12 protein-coding genes are annotated in these 19,139 nt (G+C 62.5%); 4 read left to right on the top strand and 8 right to left on the bottom strand.

The features are described 5' to 3' along the window. Positions 1 to 140 precede the first annotated feature (140 nt). From AC0QC4_RS12850 to AC0QC4_RS12840, 3 genes are read left to right on the top strand one after another with little or no spacing between them, the layout of a single operon-like run. Complete coding sequence (locus AC0QC4_RS12850) at positions 141 to 2,150, top strand: hypothetical protein (RefSeq protein ID WP_483660314.1); 2,010 nt, start codon at positions 141 to 143, stop codon at positions 2,148 to 2,150. Continuing rightward, positions 2,147 to 4,096, top strand: coding sequence for a TIR domain-containing protein (locus tag AC0QC4_RS12845; RefSeq protein ID WP_483660313.1), 1,950 nt, complete (start codon positions 2,147 to 2,149; stop codon positions 4,094 to 4,096). The genes AC0QC4_RS12850 and AC0QC4_RS12845 overlap by 4 nt, the downstream gene beginning before the upstream one ends. Before the next feature lie 33 nt (positions 4,097 to 4,129). Beyond that, positions 4,130 to 4,378, top strand: coding sequence for a hypothetical protein (locus AC0QC4_RS12840; protein ID WP_483660312.1), 249 nt, complete (start codon positions 4,130 to 4,132; stop codon positions 4,376 to 4,378). Between the two features lie 51 nt (positions 4,379 to 4,429). Here the strand turns inward: AC0QC4_RS12840 and AC0QC4_RS12835 are convergent, their stop codons facing one another. Together AC0QC4_RS12835 and AC0QC4_RS12830 are read right to left on the bottom strand one after the other, a co-directional pair. Next, the gene (locus AC0QC4_RS12835) at positions 4,430 to 5,656 is read right to left on the bottom strand and encodes a serine protease (protein WP_483660311.1); all 1,227 of its coding nucleotides are present in this window, start codon (positions 5,654 to 5,656) and stop codon (positions 4,430 to 4,432) included. 16 nt (positions 5,657 to 5,672) lie between these two features. Beyond that, complete coding sequence (locus AC0QC4_RS12830; protein WP_483660310.1) at positions 5,673 to 6,752, bottom strand: serine protease; 1,080 nt, start codon at positions 6,750 to 6,752, stop codon at positions 5,673 to 5,675. Positions 6,753 to 7,233: 481 nt separating this feature from the next. On the opposite strand from AC0QC4_RS12830, the gene AC0QC4_RS12825 reads away from it, so the two are divergent. Further along, the gene (locus AC0QC4_RS12825) at positions 7,234 to 12,036 is read left to right on the top strand and encodes a hypothetical protein (protein WP_483660309.1); all 4,803 of its coding nucleotides are present in this window, start codon (positions 7,234 to 7,236) and stop codon (positions 12,034 to 12,036) included. Positions 12,037 to 12,339: 303 nt separating this feature from the next. Here the strand turns inward: AC0QC4_RS12825 and AC0QC4_RS12820 are convergent, their stop codons facing one another. The 6 genes from AC0QC4_RS12820 to AC0QC4_RS12795 all read right to left on the bottom strand — a co-directional run bounded on the left by AC0QC4_RS12820 (position 12,340) and on the right by AC0QC4_RS12795 (position 18,867). Further along, on the bottom strand, positions 12,340 to 12,759 hold the full coding sequence (locus AC0QC4_RS12820) for a phage integrase central domain-containing protein (RefSeq protein ID WP_483660308.1): 420 nt from the start codon (positions 12,757 to 12,759) through the stop codon (positions 12,340 to 12,342). After that, positions 12,760 to 12,939 (bottom strand): hypothetical protein, encoded by a 180-nt coding sequence (locus AC0QC4_RS12815; protein WP_483660307.1) that lies wholly within the window; start codon positions 12,937 to 12,939, stop codon positions 12,760 to 12,762. A 369-nt stretch (positions 12,940 to 13,308) separates the two neighbouring features. Next, on the bottom strand, positions 13,309 to 14,490 hold the full coding sequence (locus AC0QC4_RS12810) for a GIY-YIG nuclease family protein (RefSeq protein WP_483660306.1): 1,182 nt from the start codon (positions 14,488 to 14,490) through the stop codon (positions 13,309 to 13,311). After that, positions 14,483 to 16,555, bottom strand: coding sequence for a DEAD/DEAH box helicase (locus AC0QC4_RS12805; RefSeq protein WP_483660305.1), 2,073 nt, complete (start codon positions 16,553 to 16,555; stop codon positions 14,483 to 14,485). Before AC0QC4_RS12805 ends, AC0QC4_RS12810 begins: the two co-directional genes overlap by 8 nt. After that, positions 16,552 to 18,261 (bottom strand): GmrSD restriction endonuclease domain-containing protein, encoded by a 1,710-nt coding sequence (locus AC0QC4_RS12800; RefSeq protein ID WP_483660304.1) that lies wholly within the window; start codon positions 18,259 to 18,261, stop codon positions 16,552 to 16,554. The genes AC0QC4_RS12805 and AC0QC4_RS12800 overlap by 4 nt, the downstream gene beginning before the upstream one ends. Continuing rightward, positions 18,262 to 18,867, bottom strand: coding sequence for a hypothetical protein (locus tag AC0QC4_RS12795; RefSeq protein WP_483660303.1), 606 nt, complete (start codon positions 18,865 to 18,867; stop codon positions 18,262 to 18,264). Positions 18,868 to 19,139: the final 272 nt, after the last annotated feature.

Below are 19,139 nucleotides of genomic sequence, written 5' to 3'. Positions count from 1 at the left end.
TTGTGGCAGCAACGCCAAAATAATCGCCCTGCTGCTCCGCCGCAAAAGCCCTTTGACTTGCACTGCAATTGCGTTTCCTATGCCGCGAAGGGGAGGCGTCTGGTGATCGGCAATGTCACACCGCAGGACAGGGCGTTACGATGACCGACATCCGTGTCGCTGCGCCCCCTGCGCCGCGCCCGCAATTTGCCATCTCGGTCACCGGCCACCGCCAGAGCCACGGCTGTTACGCTGAAGGCGCCGACCGGATCGAAGCCGCCCTGTCGGCCATAATGGACAGCATAGACAGCAGCATCGGCGAATTGCCCTCCTGTTCCGGCGATACGGGCCAGCCCGCTGTGCGCCTTGCGACGTTGTTGGCGGACGGCACCGACCAGTTGACGGCACGGATCGCCCTGGCGCGGGGATACAGGCTGCAGTGCCCGCTGCCATTCGGTCAGGCATTGAATGCGGCGATCAACAGCCATCCGACCAATCTGGACGATGCTCGTTCTATCTGCGCTGGTGGACCGGCCCGCCATCCGCAAACCGCGCTCAATCTGGCGGCCATCCAGTCGCTGGCTGCTGCGGCCGACCTGTTCGAACTGGCCGAACAGGATGTGCGCATCCGGCAGCTGTTTCTCGACGCCCTCGCCGCCCCCGGCGATGCCGCCAAGACCCAAATTTTTAGGGCAGAATCGGCAGCAAGGGTGGCGGTTGCAGGGCGTATCCTGATCGAACAATCGGATCTGATGATCGCGGTGTGGGATGGCGTTGCCACCGCCCTGCCCGGCGGGACCGGCGATACGGTCGTTCGCGCGCTCGAATGCGGCATGCCGGTGCTCTGGATCGACCCGGCCAGGCCCGATGCATGGATCATCCTGACCACCCCTGAAGCCATCGCCAGTCCAGCCGCGCAGGATGCCGGATCCCGGCAGGCACAACTGCGCGCCATCGTCCGCACCGCGCTGGAGGCGGATAGCGATGCCGCGACGGCCCGCCACAGCAGTGCTGCCGGCGTCCGGGCGCTGGAAAGCGAGCGCTGGCACAAGCAAAGCCGCCCCATGTGGCACAGTTATCGCCGGGTGGAGACGCTGTTCGGATCGCGCACATGGGCAGCGCGCTTTGCATCGCTGACCCAGACCTATGAGACACCGGAGACTATTGCGGCCGGCAGCGCGGCCCCGCTGTTGAACACCATTGCGACGCTTGACAGTCTGTCGGCCGATTTCGCAGCGCGGATCGATGCCCGGATCGTGCAGCGTTTTGCTTGGGCGGACGGAATATCGGCGTATCTGTCCGATTGTTACCGTAGCGGCATGACCGTCAACTTCCTGCTGTCGGCGCTCGCGATTTCGGGGGGGATTGCCTATCTGCCGCTGGTCGCACCCGAGCATAAATGGGCGTTCGCCCTATTCGAACTGGCGTTGCTGCTGCTCATTCTGGGCATCACCGCCATCGGGCAGAAACGGCAATGGCATGACCGATGGTTTGAAACCCGCCGTGTCGCCGAGTATCTCAGACACGCCCCCATCATGCTGGCAATCGGAGTGGCGAGGCCGCCGGGGCGATGGAGCGCGGGCTCGGCGACATCTTGGCCGGAACATTATGCACGCCGTGCGCTGCGCAGCGTTGGCCTGCCATCTGTCGCGGTGACCCCGGCCTATCTACGCAGCGCGCTGACCGGCCTGCTGGGTCAGCATGTCGAACGGCAGCGCGATTATCATGCTGCCAAGGCCGAACGGCTGGCTGCGGTGCACCATAATCTTGACCGGTTCTCGCTCCGGCTGTTCCAGCTCGCAGTCCTTTCGGTGTCGGTCTATTTGCTGCTGGTCGCGAGCGCGCAGCTGCGCATGATCGATCCCGAACTGGTCAATCATTCATCCAAGCTGTTCACGGTGCTGGGCGTGGTCCTGCCGACCTTTGGCGCGGCCATCGCCGGCATTCGCTTTTTTGGCGACTTCGAGCGATTTGCTGCAATTTCAAAGGTGGCGTCGGACAAGCTCGACGCCATCCACCGCCGCATTGCCGTGCTGGCCACATCCGCCGATGATGGGCTGACCTACGCACGGGTCGCAGACCTGGCCCACGCCGCCGACGATGTCGTCGTTGCCGAGATCGAAAGCTGGCAGGCGGTGTTTGCCGGCAAGCACATCACGGTACCGGTATGAGCGACCCGGCCGCCGCACCCGGCCCGGCCACCGACGGACCGCATTGCGCGGTCTTTGTCAGCTATACGCGCGACGACCAGAAGCGGGCGCTGCCGATCGTCAGCGCACTGAAGGCGGCAGGCTTTACCGTCTGGTGGGACAGCATGATCGGCGGCGGGGAGCGGTTTCTGCCGGCCACCGAAGCGGCGCTGGAAAATGCGCGTGCCGTGGTCGTGCTATGGTCGGCCAGATCGGTAAATTCGCACTGGGTGCGTGACGAGGCGACACGCGGTCGGGATCGCAACTGCATGGTGCCGCTATCGCTGGACGGGACCGAACCGCCGCTGGGGTTCCGGCAGTTCCAGACGATCGATTTCAGCAGCTGGCGCGGCCGCAGCACGGCCCCCGAATGCGCCCGCATGATAGACGCGGTGTCGCGCCTGTGCGGCCAGGACCCAGCCAGCCCTGCGTCAACCGCCACCGCGCCGCTGATCAGCCGCCGTGCCATCATGGTGGGTGGCGCAACGACGCTGGTCGCCGCCACCACCTTCGGCCTGTGGCAAAGCGGTCTGATCGGCCAGGCTGGTCCGACAACCAACAGCGTCGCTGTGCTGCCGTTCGAAAATCTGGGCGGCGATGACCGCAATTACTTCGCCGAAGGGCTGTCGGCCGAGTTGCGCGCCGAACTGTCGCGAAACGCGGCTCTCAAGGTCGCGGCACAGGCGTCATCGGCAGCCGCACGAGAGAGCGATACCGACGCACGTCGGATGGCATCCAGGCTGGGCGTTGCCTTTCTGCTCGATGGCAATGTGCGCATCAGTGAGACGATGGTGCGCATCGCCGCAGAGCTGATCGACGGCTCGACCGGTCTCGTCACATGGACCAAGAGCTTCGAACGCCCGATGGGTGATGTTCTGGAAGTGCAAAGCGAAATCGCCGCTGCGGTGACCGCTGCACTGACCAGCGTCATCGTCTCCGACACCGCAGCGTCAGCCGTGACAGTGGGCGGCACCGCCAACGTCGCAGCCTATGACGCCTATCTGCGCGGTCGGGACCTTTACGCCAACGCGGTCGACGAAGCCGGCGAACGCGCTGCACTCGACCGGTTCGACGCCGCGATCACGCTCGACCCCGGATTTGCAGCGGCGCATGCCGCCCGGGCACGATCGCTGACGGTCATCGCCAATCAATATGGCAGTCAGGAGGAGGCCAAGGCCTATTCCGATATGGCGGTGCGGTCCGCCGAACGCGCCGTCACCATCGCCCCCGACTTCGCCGATGCGCAATCGACGCTTGGCGCGGTGCTGTTCCAGGGACGGTTAGAAGTGGCGCGGGCGCGGATACCCTATGACCGATCCTATGCACTGGGCGGTGGCGATGCGAGCGTGATCGGCCGCTTCGCGCTCTATTGCGCCAACACCGGCCGCACTGCCGAGGCGCTGGCCGGCGCCTCGCGCGCGGTGGAGCTCGACCCGCTGAACCCGCTGACCCAGTTGGCGCTGGGCTTTGTCCATTATGCCGCGCGCCGTTATCGTCAGGCCATCGTGCCGATAGAGGCGGCGCTGGCGCAGAACCCGGAGCTGGGCAACAGCAACGCCAGCTTGGCGTCCGCCAGATATATGCTGGGGGACATGGCCGGCGCACGTGACGCTTTCGCCAAGGAGAGCAACCCTTTGTACCGGGAAACCGGGCTCGCCATCGTCGAACACCGGCTGGGCGGGACCGCCGCCGCGCAACAGGCGCGGGCACGGGTGATCGACGGGCTCGGCATCGGGCAGCTCACCTTGTACCAGCAGGCACAGATCGCTGCGCAATGGGACGAGGCGGACGAGGCAATGCGGCTTTTGCTGCTGGCCCATCGCGCCGTCGATTCGGGACTGATCTTCCTTAGGATTGACCCGTTGCTCGATCCGCTGCGGCAGCGGCCCGATTTTATTCGGTTGCTATCGGCGCTGGGCTTCAGTTAGTCTCCAGGCCGTAACGTCTTGGGGGAAATTACCATGCGCAAAGTGATGATATTGACTGCGGCAATCGGCTGCATGGCACTGGCCGGATGCGGGCAGAATGAAGCTGCGCCTGCTGAAGAAACGGCGACTGAAGCCGCACCGACTGAAGCAGCCCCGACCGATGCGGCACCAGCCGAAGCCGCGCCCGCCGAAGGTGCAGCAACCGATGGTGCGGCAGCGCCCGCCGATGCGGACACGGCACCGGCCGACGCTGGCGAATCGGGCGGCGGCAACAAGATCTGATGACGCGCCGGGCTGTCCGGTTGCGCGGTCAGGCACCTGGCGCTTGGCCAGTCACTGTGCCGCGGGACGGGGTAGCCCGGTAATCTTTATGATCCAGTTGTAATATTCGGCCGTTGCGACGCGCGTGTAGACGCCAGGCCGGTCTGCATCGCCGACGCATTCGGACAGGTTGAAGCTGACGATGCCGATCAGCCGCGGAGCACCGCGGACATTGACCAGCGGGCCGCCGCTGTCACCCTGACAGGTCTGGACATTTTCGCGGCCAGCGCAGACGACGCTGGGATTGCGGGCCATGCCCCACAGCCGGGCGCAGCGCTCCTCCGCAACGACATCCATCTTGACCAGCATCATCACCGCCGTCGGCCGTTGCCCCGCCATCACCCCCCAGCCGCTGGATTGCACGATCTCGCCATCGGCAGGATGCGGGCGGGTGTCGAGCGCGATCGGACGGACCAGATCGGGCGGAGGATCATCATCGCGCGTGGCCGCGTCGCGAGAGAAATGAACCAGCGCAATATCATAGCGGGTCCGCGGCGGCGCACCGGGGGCCGGGTCACGGTACGCCGGATAACGCACGACCCGGTCGATGACATAGGTCCAGCCATCCTCGCGTGAAAAATCGATCGCGCCCAGGCGGACACGATAGCCCGGGCGGCGCTCACCGTCGGCATTGTCGAGGCAATGGGCTGCGGTCAGCAGCCAGTCGCGGGCAATCAGCACGCCGCCACAGATATGCTGCAATTGCCATAGTGGCCGGCCATCGGCCATGCCGGCAGCGGCAAAGCGCTGCATCGACCATGGCTGATAGATCTGCGCCTGCCAGCGGGCTTCCCCGGCCAACGCCCGGCGACCACCCGTTGAGCGGCGCGACATCAGCCCGGGTACCGGCGGGCCGAGATCGGCGGATGCCGCCGCTGAGCCCGCCGCATCGGCCTGGTCTGCGGGTGCGCCAACTGCACCGGGCATAGCCGTGTCGACGGGCGGTCGAGGCGCCTGCCGGGCGTCAATCCTCAGGAAGCGTGGATCAATTGATGCATTGCCATCGGACGCTTCCGCATCGGGCGTTTCGGCGGGCGCGATGCCGACCGTCGGCAGACCGGCCGGCCGCTTGATCGCCTTGTCGATGACGATGCCGTCGACAGTCGGGTTGCACGCCGCATCACTGTCACCGCAGTCCTGCCCCAGCCCGCCATCGATAGCGATGACCTGTGCCGACGCGGGCGAGAGCAGCGCGCTGCCCAGCAGGCACAGCAATAGACTGCCCCTGGCCCGGGTCATTGGCCGCCGGTCCACGTCATCGGCGGGTCCGTGAACGGACGGTCTGCCTGATCCAGTTGGCATAGACCGGGTCGGCGACGCGGGTGTAAACGCCTGGACGACTGGCAAGGCCACGGCATTCGAACAGATTATAGCTGACGATGCCGATAAGCCGTGGCGGCCCGATGCGGTTGACCAAGGGCCCACCGCTATCACCTTGGCACGTCTGCCGCCCGGCTCCACCAGCACAGACCACGCTATTGTTGCGCACGGCACCCCACAATGTTGCGCAGTCCTGGCTGCCGACCACCTCAAGCAGTACCTTCATCATCACCGACGTCGGCGTCCGGCCGGCCATCAGTCCCCAGCCGGTGGCATAGACCGGATCGCCATTGATCGGCGCCGGGCGGGTGTCGAGGGGGATGGGCTGCACCATATCCGCGGGCCACGGATCGGGCCGGGTTTCGCCATCCGCTACGAAATGGACCAGCGCTATGTCGTAGAGGGTCCGCGGCGGCCCACCTTCCACGGGATCGCGATAGAGTGGATAGCGCACGACGCGGTCGATCATGTAAGTCCAGCCGCCTTCACGCGCGAAATCGACCACGCCGAGCCTGACCCGATAGCCGGGGCGGCGCGCGCCATCGGCATTGGTCAGGCAATGCGCTGCCGTCAGCAGCCAATCGCGTGCAATCAACACGCCACCGCAGATATGCTGGAGCTGCCATAGCGGACGGCCGGCAGGATTGACGCCACGGGAACGGAAATAAGCCATCGACCATGGCTGGTAGATTTGCGCCTGCCACCGCGCTTCACCCGGGGTCACCCGATCCCCGCCAACACCGCCACTGCTGCCGCCCGACGGGGCATTGCCGCTGATCGGATTGACCAGCACGCTGCGGGGGACAATCGCCACCTGCCCGGTCTCGGCCGTTGCCGGATCGGACGCGCTGATCGCCGGGTCCAGTTCCGCCAGCGCCCCCGGCTGTTTCACGCCGCCGGCACCGCCATCGATCCCGTCGACTTCGTCGCACGCAATCTCGCCATTCAAGTCAAAGCAGACACGCACCGTATCCGGACCGGCAGTCTGGGCAATGGCAAGACTCGCCAAGGTCACGGGTGCGATCAAACAGGCAAGAAACAGAAAGATCAACTGCCGTCTGGATGCTCGAGATGCTGGCTTGCCCATGGCACGCTCTCCCCGCCGCACAGAATGAAGGCGAACACGCCACTGTCAATAGCGGCGGCATTTGCGCGCGATCCAGAGCAGCGAATGTGCAGCTTGTTCCACGACTGTCCCCGGCCGACCATTCGGTTTTTTTGCGCAAAGTGGCCGGACCAGCAGGCGACCTTGATTCTGCACCGATGCGATCCGGCAACCTTTCGGTAATCATGTTTGCTCGCGATCTGCGTCGTGATGGGTGTCACGCAAGTTGCCTGGCCGTTCGTCTAGACAGTGGCCTCAACGAGTCGCCTTAGAGGGCGCATAGGCTGTCACGATACGTCGATACTCAAGCGGCGGCACCTGACCATCCTTTCCTTCGGATCGCACCAGATCTCAGCGCACCGGCCTCAGTCGGCTCAGAAGGACAAGGACTATGGAACTCAAGGGCAAACTCGTCGGTATCGACGGACAACGCATGCGTTTCGATGGCTTCACCGCCACGATGAGTTTCGCCCGAACTGGTGATGATGAGCTCGGGCTTAAATTGGCCCGACTTTCGTTCGAGGCAGCTGCCACCTCCGGCGGGCTTCTGACCTTCGATTTCCCCGAGCAAGCGATCGGCGCGCGCGCACCGAGCATGCTGACGGTGTTTACCGTTCGCGACGGCAAAGGTGCTGAGCGCGGCATTGCCCGGCTGGAACGCGACGAGCTTATTCCTCTGCTGCGCGCGCAGACACCAGTCGAAATCAACGTGACGGCCGCGGAGGAGCCGGCGCCGCGCCCGGTCCCCGACCCAGGGCCTGATCCTGAGCCTCGGCCGCGGGGGACCCCGGTCCAACTGCACGGCAAGATCGAGATCGAAGGTCAGCCTGGGGTCACAACCGGCTTCGATGGCTATCGTGTCGATGCCGCTTTCACGCGCAGCGATGATGTAGGGGAGGGCTCTGCGGCCGCAGAGCTCGCCGACGGCAACGCTTTTATTCTGGCTTTGCCTGACAGGGAAAAGCTTGCCGAGGCACCGGTCAAGCTGACGGCCCGCTATCCCGACGGTCGCATCGCCGGCACCGCGTCGGTGGCCTTTGCCAATCTGCCGAAGGAAGCTGTAGTCACCATCCCAGCCGCCAATGTCCCGACACTGACCACCGACCCTCGCGCCGATGCCGCGCGCCCCGAGAAATTGAAGGGCAAAGTCATTCAGTTCGACGGTGCGGCTGTTCGCAACCGCCAGGTCGCCTTCTGGGTGATCGCCGACGGCGAGCAGCCTTCGGTTTTTTTGGTGACGCAAACCGACTCGCTCGGCGGCTTTTCCGCCGAGCGTCCCAAGCAGATGTTCGGCGGCGTCATCGCGACGGTCAGCGGGACCGCCAACAGCCGCCCGGAAACCGCCGTCACCGTCGCGCTCGAAGGCGGCGCGGCGGATACCGGCGGTCGGCTGCCACCCTTCGTCTATCTGGTGGTCGACAGCACGGACGCCGCCACAGAGGAGGATGATTGCCATTGCGGCGTCGGCGCCCCGCGCCTTCCGGATCAGGACGAACTGGTTGCCGCCAATGGTGCCTATTCTCAGGACATTGGCGGCAGCTGCACCAATTTTACTATTCCCAACCGCACGCTCGAGGAATTCACCTATTCGATGGCAGTCCGGACATCGGAGCCTTTGGTAAAGGGCACCACCCTGTCGAATATCGAGCAGCGCGACCAACTCTGGCATAAGCGTGCGGCAGAACTGATCATTGGCGATGAAGCGACAAACCGATCCGGCAGCGGATCGATATCTGGCTTGCCGATGACGATGGTGCGAGAGACGAGCTTTTCGGCTTTGTCGGCATTCAAGTGGAATTTCGCCGAAGCCGTGCAGATCGATCCCAGCCTGTTCCAGATGTTCAATGGCCGTGGCCAGCTCAACGCCAGCAATGCTGTCGACTGGGACTCAGAACCGACATTCTACCAAGCGACAACCATCGCCCATGGCCATATCCTTTATTTCAAACAGGTGTGGAAGGCGGACGGCTATTCGCTCGGCGATCTCCTGTACAGCCTGCCGCTCGCGCCCGGACAGAAAAAGCAGATCGTCGTTTTCGACTGGGATCGCACCGAATTCGGTCGGCGCGATGAGGCAAGCCATGCCGATGAATCGCTCGATGCCTATCTCTCCCACAACCGCGACATCCTCGACATAACGCAGGGATCGGTCAGCGAGCAGATGCGCGGCGGCAGCCGGTCCAAGACCTCGGGCGAGGCCGGCGGGATCGGTGCCGGGGTCGGCGCGTTGCTTGGTCCTGTCTTTCTCGGCGTGGCCGGCGGCTATTCGGCATCGTCGGGCAGTTCCAGCGCCAGCGCCTGGCAGGACAGCAGCAGGAATACTTCGGCGACCGGGCTCAGCCAGCTGCGTGACAATATCCAGCAAGGTGCCTCCAGCGTGCGCAACCAGCGCGCCACGGTTGTTCAGACGGCAAGACAGGCCGAGCAGTTTCGCGTCGAGACCGAGGTAGTGGCCAATCACAACCACTGTCACGCCATCACCATCCAATATTTCGAGGTGCTGCGCCATTATGTGATCGAGCAAAAGCTGAGCCACGTGCAGGAATGCCTGTTCGTGCCGCTGTTGATGTCGCCCTTTACCGAGGAAAAGGTGATCCGCTGGATGGACATTCTGCGCGCCACCCTGCGCGATCCCGGAAGCCGCAGCGTCCACCGGCTCGCGACCGGGGGCATATCCTACCGCAAGAAACCGCTGGCGGAAGCATTCAGCGCGATCGAGCGGCGCCTGGCTCCGCCGGGCGCCCAGCAGCAGCCGGCCACCACGTTCGCAGCGGAAAAGGTGCTGGATTTGTCCGGCGATCTCTACATCGAACTCGAGCTCAACCGCCCCGAAGACAAGGAGGGCGATGAGGAGGAAGTCGACAAGCTGCTCGATGCGCAGCGCTGGAACATCTTCCTGATGTTCTTGCCCTATGGCATCAACGAGTTGCGCTCCAAACTCGAGAAGCGTGTGCGGGCCGAACGCGACAAAATCTTTCAGGAAGAGATCGCCCCGGAAATCGCCCAGCGTTTCGTGGCCGGGCTCAAGTTTGCCGCAATCGACCGGGACGGAAACCGGCATGATCTCGACCTCGATGCGACATTGGTCAGCCGTTATGCGCGGTCGGTGCCGCAATATGTCTCGATCCGCCCCAACATGGCGGAGCTGCCTGTCACCCGTGAACAGATCGCCAAGTTCGTCATTTTCTCGACGCACGACCTGACTCAAGCCGCCCGCTCGCGAGTGGTCGTACGGCGTGCCATGCTGCGCTACCGCACCCAGCATTACGACGGAACGCTGATCCGCAACGATGCGGTCAATAACGACCTCAAGAGCGCCACGATCGATTTCGGCGGCGGCAATCTGATCCCGTCGGACAATGTCGTCCTGTTCACGCCGCTGAGCAGCGACGAGATGCGCAATCCGAAAAAGGAAGACGAGGAACTGGTTCGTCGACTGCTGGTCCACCTCAACGGCAGTCTCGAATATTATCACCGCTCGATCTGGCAACGGATGGACCCGCAGCGCCGCTTCATGCTGCTCGATGGGTTCATCGCGCCGCATTCGGGCGGCAAGAGCGTCGCTTCAGTGGTCGAGAATCGCGTTATCGGTATCGCCGGCAATTCGCTGATCATGCCGGTGGCACCAGGATACAAGCTCGACCCGAGCTACCAGCCCGAGCCCGAACGCGACGATCAGGGCAATCCGGTGTTCGGAGCGGACGGCAAGCCGCTGATGAAACCTGTCGATCTGCTCGGTCATTATGAGCCGACAACACCGATTCCTCCCTATCGTATCAGCGTGCCGACCCGCGGCGTGTTTGCCGAGGCAGTGATGGGTGCGTGCAACAGTTGCGAGAAAAAGGACGACAGCCGCTTCTGGCGCTGGGAAGAATCGCCCAATCCCGATGAGCCGACAGCAATCAACCCGATCGGCACCAACCCGCCGCAGCGTAGCGACCCGGGCGCACTCAACCCTACGCCATTCCCGGCACCGATCATTGCCATGCAGAATGCGCCTGCTGCACCCAATCCTGGCGCAACGCTCGAAGCCACGATGGCCCTGCTCGGCAAGTCGGGACTGTTCCCCGACATCACCGGCCTTAGCGAAACACAAAAGAATTCGCTGCAGGCCATGCTGTCGAACCAGGAAAGCGCCAAACATTTCGCCGACAAGGCGGCAGAGCTCGCTACGCTTGCATCAGCACAGCGCGGCACCGACGGCACCATCGACACGATCAAGAAGGCCCAAGCCGACAATCTGCTCGACGAAGGCACCGCCAAGAAGCTTACCGAGGAGTCTATCCGGGCCAAGATCAACGGTAAGACGACGGCCGACGAGCCCGACAACACCGCCAAGGACAGCGAGATCGGCAAGGCGGCGGCCAAGGCGGTCGAAGAAGGTCGCCCTGTCAATGTTTCGCAAACCCATCCCGACGGGACATCGACGGTATTCGAGAGCATCGCGGCGGCACTTGGCTCGACACAGACAAGTGCGGGCGGCGGTAAGGCTTCGCCATGGAAACATCTCACCAAGGCCACCGTCCTGTCCGAGATCGAGGCGTTTGCCTTGGCGCCGGATTCGCTCGATCAGGGAGCGCTCGGGCTGTGCGGCGAAGCGGCTTTCCTGCGGCACGTCATCCAGCGCAAACCCGATGAATGGCGTTCCTTTGCCAAAGCACTCTACAGCGGCGGCACTGGCTTTATCGGTCAGCTCAAGGTCTCGCCTGACAGCGATCTGATGAACGCCGACTGGCCCGCGATCAAAGCGAAACATCCCGCTCTACCTGCTCAGGCGAGCTGGATGGCGATGTCGGCATTGCGCGACTCGGAAAACGATATACTCGATTTCGAAGGAACGCCGGAAGAAACAGTCGCGATCGGATCTTTCGAAGACGAACTGGAGAAATGGTATAATGGCACCAAATTCTGGTCGACTGTAGCGCTCGACAAGGACAAGACTCAGGCGCATGTCCTCGCCGTCGGGGCCAAGGCCGCCAATCAGGACATGGTCATGTGTCTGAAGGTTGAACTGATCGATCCTACCTTGACTGGCAACCATGCGATCGCGCTGGAGTCGCCGATCAGTTTCAACTCCGCCAACGGCACGGTCAGCTTCACATACTGGTCCTGGGCACGTGGCGGTCGGACGTACAGCGGGCCAATAGCGACCTTCCTCGACAAGTTGAACTACCTCATCATCGCTACAGTCTGAGATCCCGGCTATGCAGTACCTGACGCCGCACTCATCGTCCGTCGATGCGTGCGGCGTCGGCATATGCCAAAAAGGGGAATGCCGGGATTGGACGACTTGGCGGTACGCTATTCGCAGCCGCCGCCGGTCTAATCGACAACACCCGAACCGGCTAAGATCTTGCCGCGAATGATTGCCACACCGCAAGTGCCTTCGGGGCGATCGTTCCGAAGATTTTTCGACCGACAGAGTGGCTTCGATTTGCAACGTGATAGGCTGAGGCTCACACGATTGTAGTATGGTGCCACAGGAGCCTACGTCCAATTAGGTCGTAAACTCATAAAATGCGCGTTCGAGGTTCGAGGCCATTTTGTTCAGGGCAAAGAGGCAAGGCGCAGGAATATGTCGATATTTCAAGCTTTGCCGATGCAGCCCTGGACAAAATGGGTCGAACCCCGTCGGGGCGGCGAAATGGCTTCGATCTCGGCTCCAGACGGCCTTGCAGGTGGAACCACCACCCGCGGCGGCCGCCTGAACCCGATATCTTCGCCATTTTGCCGCCTCGAACGTGCATTTTATGAGTTTACGACCTAAAATTGTGCCTATGCGCTGGCGCACCCGCCGTGCCGTCTCGGGCTTCGACAGCCAGATCTCGGACAGCAAGTTGCGGATCATCGGGCCGGTGATCTCGTTGACCTTGACATCGCCAATGTGGGGGAAGGCATAGGCGGTCAGCGTCGCCATTCACTGGCCTTCATGCTTCTGGTTGCGCCAGGTCTTCTTGTGGGCTGCCAGCACCTTGGCCGCCCCTTCCCTGAATGTCGAGATACCGACCAGCTTCCTGCGATCGAACAGCGGGTCGAGCCCCATCTCCATCCAGATGCGAATCTCGCGTGAGCGCTCGCGCGCCAGGGCCAGCGACATCTTGCTGACGCTGCCCCGCTCAAAATCACGGCGGGTGCCATCTCACCCGCAAAGCCGCAGAAAAGCTGGGCTTTCGAGAATGAATCAGGCCATGTGGGGATAAGCCATTGGCGGAGACGGAGTCCGCCTAAATTCGTCGAATTTCGTTTTAATATCAAATGCTAAATGGCCTAAGATTAAATCTTACCCACACGGTTCCCCACCTAAACTATAGTTGGCATCCAAAACCTGCCCCGTAACTGTCAAAATCGGAAGGCTTTTTCTAGCTTCAATTCATAGCTTGGGGCCGCTGAAACTACAGCCAAGATGACATAGGTTTGGCCTACGACTCGATTCGGAAGCGAGATGGCGTTGGGTCTGGTGGACAGCTCATGTCGCAGTTACCAGCTGACCGACATCCGGCGAATAGCGATAGGCCGTGATCGACCTGTCACGGATCCGTTCGACAGCTTCATCAATCACCGGGAGCGGAACCACAAACCACTCGCGCGGCTTGACCATGTGGCCGAACCGGTCTGGGATCGTCAGGTCCAGCTGCGCGGCGGCGAACACCTTGTGCAGGAGACTTTCCAGCTTCTGACAATTGACGCCGTAGACCTTGTAGGTCGCCACAACATCAACGCCCGCGAGCAGGTACGTCGCACTTTTCTCCGCACCGGAAATCCGGGTCTCGACCGATCCACTGGTGACGCCGATCTTGTGCACCACCTCGCGGTGCTCGGTCACGAAGGGATGCTCTGACTTGCTGCGGAGGACGTAGATGGTGCCAGTCTCGGCTTCGCCATCGTCCGGTCGATCAGCAAACAAAGGGCCAGGCGAAGGGTCTGTGATCCGGCGCCCGGCATCATCCTCATGGAGCTGACGCTGGAGTGATCGCATCAGCATGCCGCTTTCGGTGCCGTTGTCGAAAATCACCCGCAGCCGGGCGTCAGTGCGGCCCTGCGCGTTGGTGAAGATGTCGTCCATTTCGGCAACGTAGCTGATGAGCCCGCCAACGATGAAGAAGGCCCCGGGCCGGATTTCCGCCTTCAGCTCAAAGGGCCGGGTCACCCGCGTGCCCGAGCCGAGGTCCTGCTTCACCTGCTCGAACAGTGGTTTGAACTTCTCAAAGTCCTGACACTTATCACGGCGGGCAATCTCTTCCGCAGCCCGCTTTTCCTCTGCCGACCGAACATGCCGGAGCCGGGTGATGTCAGAGCCGTCGTCAAGATCTGCCAACTCCGAGGCCAGATCGTCCACGCCGAGTTCCGCGTCGTCAGGGGCAATGGCGGCCGCCCCATCCAGCAGGCCATGCTGATCGAAGGTTGCCAAAAGGTCCCGGCAGTCCTGCTGCGCACGCAGGCGATCGAGGCGGACGGCATATAGCCGCTCGAAGATGTCGCGTCCCTCACCATGCTGCGGCACGCGGCCGTGCTCCTGATAGAAGCGTACGATATCCTCGAAGCCCGCGATGATCCGCTCTTGCTGCGGTGTGTAGGTTGCCTGCTTCTTCGCTGCGGGAGCGAAATCGGCAAGTTCGCCTGCGAGCTCGTCGAGATCGAATTCACTCATATCGGCCTTCCTCACGGAAGCGCATAAAGGCAGCCGCACCCTCTGCAAGGCGCTGTTCCCAGGCATCGCTCGACGTGATCGACGGAACGCGGCCACGCTCCTTCTTGAACTTGACGGCGGCGACGGCGAGCTCCTTGGCCTCGTCCGGCAGGATCTTGGTGCGCTTGGCCGAAATCGCAGCTTGGACCTGCTTGAGGGTGCTCTCAGTCATGGCCTTGGCCAGAACCGCGTAGGCGGCATGCCATGGGTTAATGCTGTCGATGAGGTCGATGTCGAGCTCGCGCACGTCCATTGCATATTGTCGGACCCCTTCAAGCAACGCGGTGTTGGCGCGCTGCTCGCCTTCGGTCACGTCAGCCGTCTCCATCGCCAGTGACTTTGCCTTCTGGGTCAGGTTCAGCGCCGCAATCGCATGCTGTCGGACCGCCTCCTGGTCCTCGGCACTAAGGTCGGGATAGCGATCACGGACGATCTTGCCCATGGCGACCTGGGTCATTTCCTGCGGCGCGGTGTTCTCGTCGAACAATCCGCGCTCGGCGACGCTCTTCTTCTGGACGAAGGCGGCGATCACCTCGTTGAGGTCCTGTTCGCAGATGCGGGCAGCTTCGGGGCTCTTGGGCGTCACAAGACCGGCGATCTCGAAGTGATACTGCCCGCGCTCCTCGTTGACGCCGACGTTAGCCTTGCCCTCTTGGTAGCCTTCCGGCCCGTAGTCGAAATCGGGCAGCGGGCCCGCGCTCTTGGGGCTGAAGGTGAACCGCGGGGCCAGCACCTGTTCCATAAGCAGGCTGGCGGCGATCGCCTTGAGGGTGTCGTTGATCGCATCAGCAACGGCGGCTTCCGAGGCATCAGGCTCGGCGATCAGGTTGGTGAAGGTTGCGACCGACTTGCCGGGCGCATCGCGGGTGGCGCGTCCAATGATCTGGATGATTTCGGTCAGGCTGGAGCGATAGCCCACTGTCAGCGCGTGCTCGCACCAGATCCAGTCGAAGCCTTCCTTCGCCATTCCCAGCGCAATGATGATATCGACGTGGTTGCGATCATTCTTGTGTGCCGGGTCCTTGAGCGCAGCCAGCACTTTCGCCCTGCGTGCCGGATCGCTGTCGTCGACCAGATCGGCGATCTTGAGCACCCGGCCATCGGGCAACGCCACCAACTCGAACCCCGTGACCGGATCGGCCCCCTGCCATTTGCCGAGGTAGTGGAGTATCTCGTTGACCTCGGCCACCTTGTCCTTGGTGCTTTCCCGAGCGTTGACCGACGGGATGTGCACGATCGTCTTGCGCGACGGATCGAGGCAGTGCTCGATCGCCTCCAGGTAGCGCCCGGTGTAGAAGAAATAGCCGATGTCGAGCTGCTTGAGGTGCTCATACCCGTTGAGCTGCTCGTAGTAGGTGTAGGTGACGGTCTCGAACTTCGCCTCGTCCTCGGGGGTCAAAACCGGCACCGCATCGCCGCGGAAATAACTGCCAGTCATCGCCACGATATGCACCTTGTCGCGGGCAATGAACTCCGTGAGCTGGTTGCCGAGGCGGTTGTCTTCGCCGGCCGAGACGTGGTGGAACTCATCCACGGCGATCAGGCGATCGTCGAACGCCTCCACGCCGAACCGCTCCACGGCGAAGCGGAAGGTGGCATGAGTGCAGACCAGCACCTGATCTTCGCTCTCGAGGAATTGGCCGACCGCCTTGATCTTGGACGGATCGGCCTTCTCGTCATCCGCGCCGGGCGTGTTGCACAGGTTCCACTTGGGCTTCACTGTCCAGTCTGCCCAGAACCCGTATTGTGACAGCGGTTCGTCACCGAAGCTGCCGCCGATGGACTTCTCCGGCACCACGATGATCGCTTGCCGCAGCCCCTGATTGTGAAGCTTGTCGAGCGCGATGAACATCAGCGCCCGGCTCTTTCCCGAGGCGGGAGGCGACTTGATCAGCAGGTATTGCTCGCCGCGCTTGTTGTAGGCGCGCTCCTGCATCGGGCGCATGCCGAGTTCGTTGGCATTGGTCGAGGCGCCGCTGCGGGCGGTCTGGAATGATACGGCGGGGACGGGGCGAGCGGAGGTCATTGCGGCGTCGCCCCCTCGCAAAGGCTGGTCATGTCCGCATGCATTAGCTCTGCTCGTGCCACAAGGAAGGCGTCATAGTCGTTTCCGACAAGCGCGTCGAAGGGCACGAGATGGCTTTCAAGCCGCTGACGCACGACATTTTCGCCCAATGATGCCTTGGCTGCTCTCTTTGAGATGTACTCGGACGGGGTTTGCGCGCCCACCTTGCGGTTGGTGGTCCAACTGATGAGGGCGCAATTGAGTGCGCGATTCACCTTTTCGTCGGCGCGGTCGCCGCTCAAGACCCCGACAGGGTAGAGATGATGGAACTCGCGCCCATGAAAATTGTCGGGCGTGATTGAGGCGCCGTCGGCAAAATCGAGGGCTCCGCGGCGTAGACCCGTTGCCAGCATGGCCCGCGGCAAGCGATCCTTGCGGCCTGGCCATCCAGCCAGAACCATCTCTTCCTTGGCAGGAAGGGGATTGAATATCTCGTCAAACAGCTCGCATGCCGTGTCGGTCTTGCCAGCGATGATGTCGCGCAAAGACTTGTAGTCCGCGAAGGCTCTGGTCGCCGAAGTCTTGCCATACCTATTCGTGTAGCAGGCGCGCCAAAGCGCTTTTCGGATCAGTGTCCGGGCGTTCCCACCTGCGTCGAACCCGTGTTCCGGAACATCCGCCCATAGCGCGCAAATCAGGTACACTGCGACGTCGCTGGGCAGGCACTGCTCATTGAGAATCGCTTCAGACCGCAAAAACGCGATCCCATGCTTAAAGCCGTGCTTCAGGCGATCCCAGACCGAAGCGAACTTGTTACCAAAGGAGGTATCAAGGTAGGTCTTCTTGAGTGGGGGACGTTCCATCAGCAGCGCGGCCACCGACAGGATGCTGTCCTCGATGCGACCAAAATCTCGCGCGGCAGGCACCGAGGCGACCAGTTCCCCGACCATGTCATGGAGGCTATCGCCGGTCGCGCTTTCAAGCTGCGCAACAACAATATCGAAATCCTTTAACGGGGTGGCAGACGTATTCATCTTGATGAACACGTCCAGCGCTGTGTCTCGACCTGTCGAGGATGTGAGCGACAGGAAGGGGATATTGTAGCCGCTGACACGCTGGCGCAGCGCCGATGCGCGCTTGGTCAACGCCTTCGTCAGAAGGCCCGCTTCATCCAGAGCATCTTCCCAGGCTTCAAGCGCTGCCTCGCCCTCGGCACCGGGGCATAGGATCGTGACAGGCAGGTAGCCTTGCTCGAACATCGTCACGGGGTTGTTCGCCCACACTGGCTGCAAGACACCCTTTCGATCCCAACGTTTGACGATTTCGACCTTGGGCGCGTCGATCGCCTCGTCGTCCTGGCCTGCCTCCTCGTCCTCATCGTCCGGGGCAAGTTTTACCAGAACGTCGATCCCGTCGCGGCGATAGTCCCCTGTCAGGCTGCGCCACAACGCGGTCATGCGCTGCTGCCCGTCGAGCAGGTGCAACATCACCTTCCCGGCGGGTTTGGGCGCTCCGACGATGGGGCGCGAATGGAACAATTCCTTGTCGCCAACCTCCAGAGTGAGCAGCGCGCCAATCGGCAAGGGAGGATCGCGCAGGATATTCTCAAGCGAACCCACCACCTGGGCCTGGCGCCATGCCTCGTGCCGCTGGAACCGGGGCAGCATGATCTGCCCCTGCTTGATCATGGCAAACCAGTCATCGATCTTCTTGTTGCGGGCTTCCATCTATTGCGACCCCTTCCAGCCTTGTGCGGCCTGCAATCCCATTGCCCAGACTTCTTCAATCACCTTTTCTGAGGCGAGGAAGAATTCGCCGCCGAGACTGTCCCCTCGGTCTACGAGCACTTCGATCATCTGCTGCTCACCGTATTTGGCCGCATGCGACGGTGCGAACGGCTCGCGGCCCTCGATCAGCGAAGACTTCAGCACCTTCCACGTGAACGCACCCCGGGGCAAGGCACTGTTATGGGCGCGGCATCGGCTATCGGGGCTGCGCGAGAATCCCACCTTGATGATCAGTTGGCCATCGATCGATCGACCGAGAAAATCATCGGCATTGCCGACCAACTGAAGGATGTAGAGGTGCTTTGGCCCCTCCGCCTCAGCCACGAAATAGCCGGATTGCGACACCGGGCCCGGCCTGCTCGGCTTGAGTGCCTCGCGGGCAGGGGCCAGCGCGCTTTCCACGACCTCGCTGCCCCAGAAGGTCGGTTCCGGGACGAGATCGAGCTCGAGGATCTTGCGCGCCTCTTCCGGCGCAAGCCATCTGCCATATCGGCTGATCGGAGTGCCAGCACTCGGATCGTAGGTTATCGGGGCGAAGTCAGCCACGAACGGGGCAACGTCAGGGGGAATGCTCCACGCCCTGATCGCCTCGATCGCATTGGCCCAGGAGGAGGTCTTCCGTTCAACAGCCCGCTTCCGCTGCAGACCAGCCGGAGACAGAAACTGGTCGGTCGGTCCTGCCCGATGAGAGCACTGGTAAATGCCCATGAGCTTGCCACGCTGGCTTTCCGGCGTCTCCTTGCTGTCCGTCGTCAGAACATTTGGCACAGGTCGCGGCGTAAATTAGCGGAGTGCGGGCCTCGTCTGTTGTTGGGTTT

The sequence above is a fragment of the Sphingomonas sp. jy18 genome (assembly GCF_056931895.1).
Note: the sequence above shows the minus strand (reverse complement) of the source record. Positions and strands in the feature narration are given on the sequence as shown.

What these genes read in the sequence shown, in the direction of transcription:
- AC0QC4_RS12850 (WP_483660314.1), top strand. Translation starts at nt 141, where the DNA reads ATGACCGACATCCGTGTCGCTGCGCCCCCTGCGCCGCGCCCGCAATTT.
- AC0QC4_RS12845 (WP_483660313.1), top strand. Translation starts at nt 2,147, where the DNA reads ATGAGCGACCCGGCCGCCGCACCCGGCCCGGCCACCGACGGACCGCAT.
- AC0QC4_RS12840 (WP_483660312.1), top strand. Translation starts at nt 4,130, where the DNA reads ATGCGCAAAGTGATGATATTGACTGCGGCAATCGGCTGCATGGCACTG.
- AC0QC4_RS12835 (WP_483660311.1), bottom strand. Translation starts at nt 5,656, where the DNA reads ATGACCCGGGCCAGGGGCAGTCTATTGCTGTGCCTGCTGGGCAGCGCG.
- AC0QC4_RS12825 (WP_483660309.1), top strand. Translation starts at nt 7,234, where the DNA reads ATGGAACTCAAGGGCAAACTCGTCGGTATCGACGGACAACGCATGCGT.
- AC0QC4_RS12820 (WP_483660308.1), bottom strand. Translation starts at nt 12,759, where the DNA reads ATGGCGACGCTGACCGCCTATGCCTTCCCCCACATTGGCGATGTCAAG.
- AC0QC4_RS12815 (WP_483660307.1), bottom strand. Translation starts at nt 12,939, where the DNA reads ATGTCGCTGGCCCTGGCGCGCGAGCGCTCACGCGAGATTCGCATCTGG.
- AC0QC4_RS12810 (WP_483660306.1), bottom strand. Translation starts at nt 14,490, where the DNA reads ATGAGTGAATTCGATCTCGACGAGCTCGCAGGCGAACTTGCCGATTTC.
- AC0QC4_RS12805 (WP_483660305.1), bottom strand. Translation starts at nt 16,555, where the DNA reads ATGACCTCCGCTCGCCCCGTCCCCGCCGTATCATTCCAGACCGCCCGC.
- AC0QC4_RS12800 (WP_483660304.1), bottom strand. Translation starts at nt 18,261, where the DNA reads ATGGAAGCCCGCAACAAGAAGATCGATGACTGGTTTGCCATGATCAAG.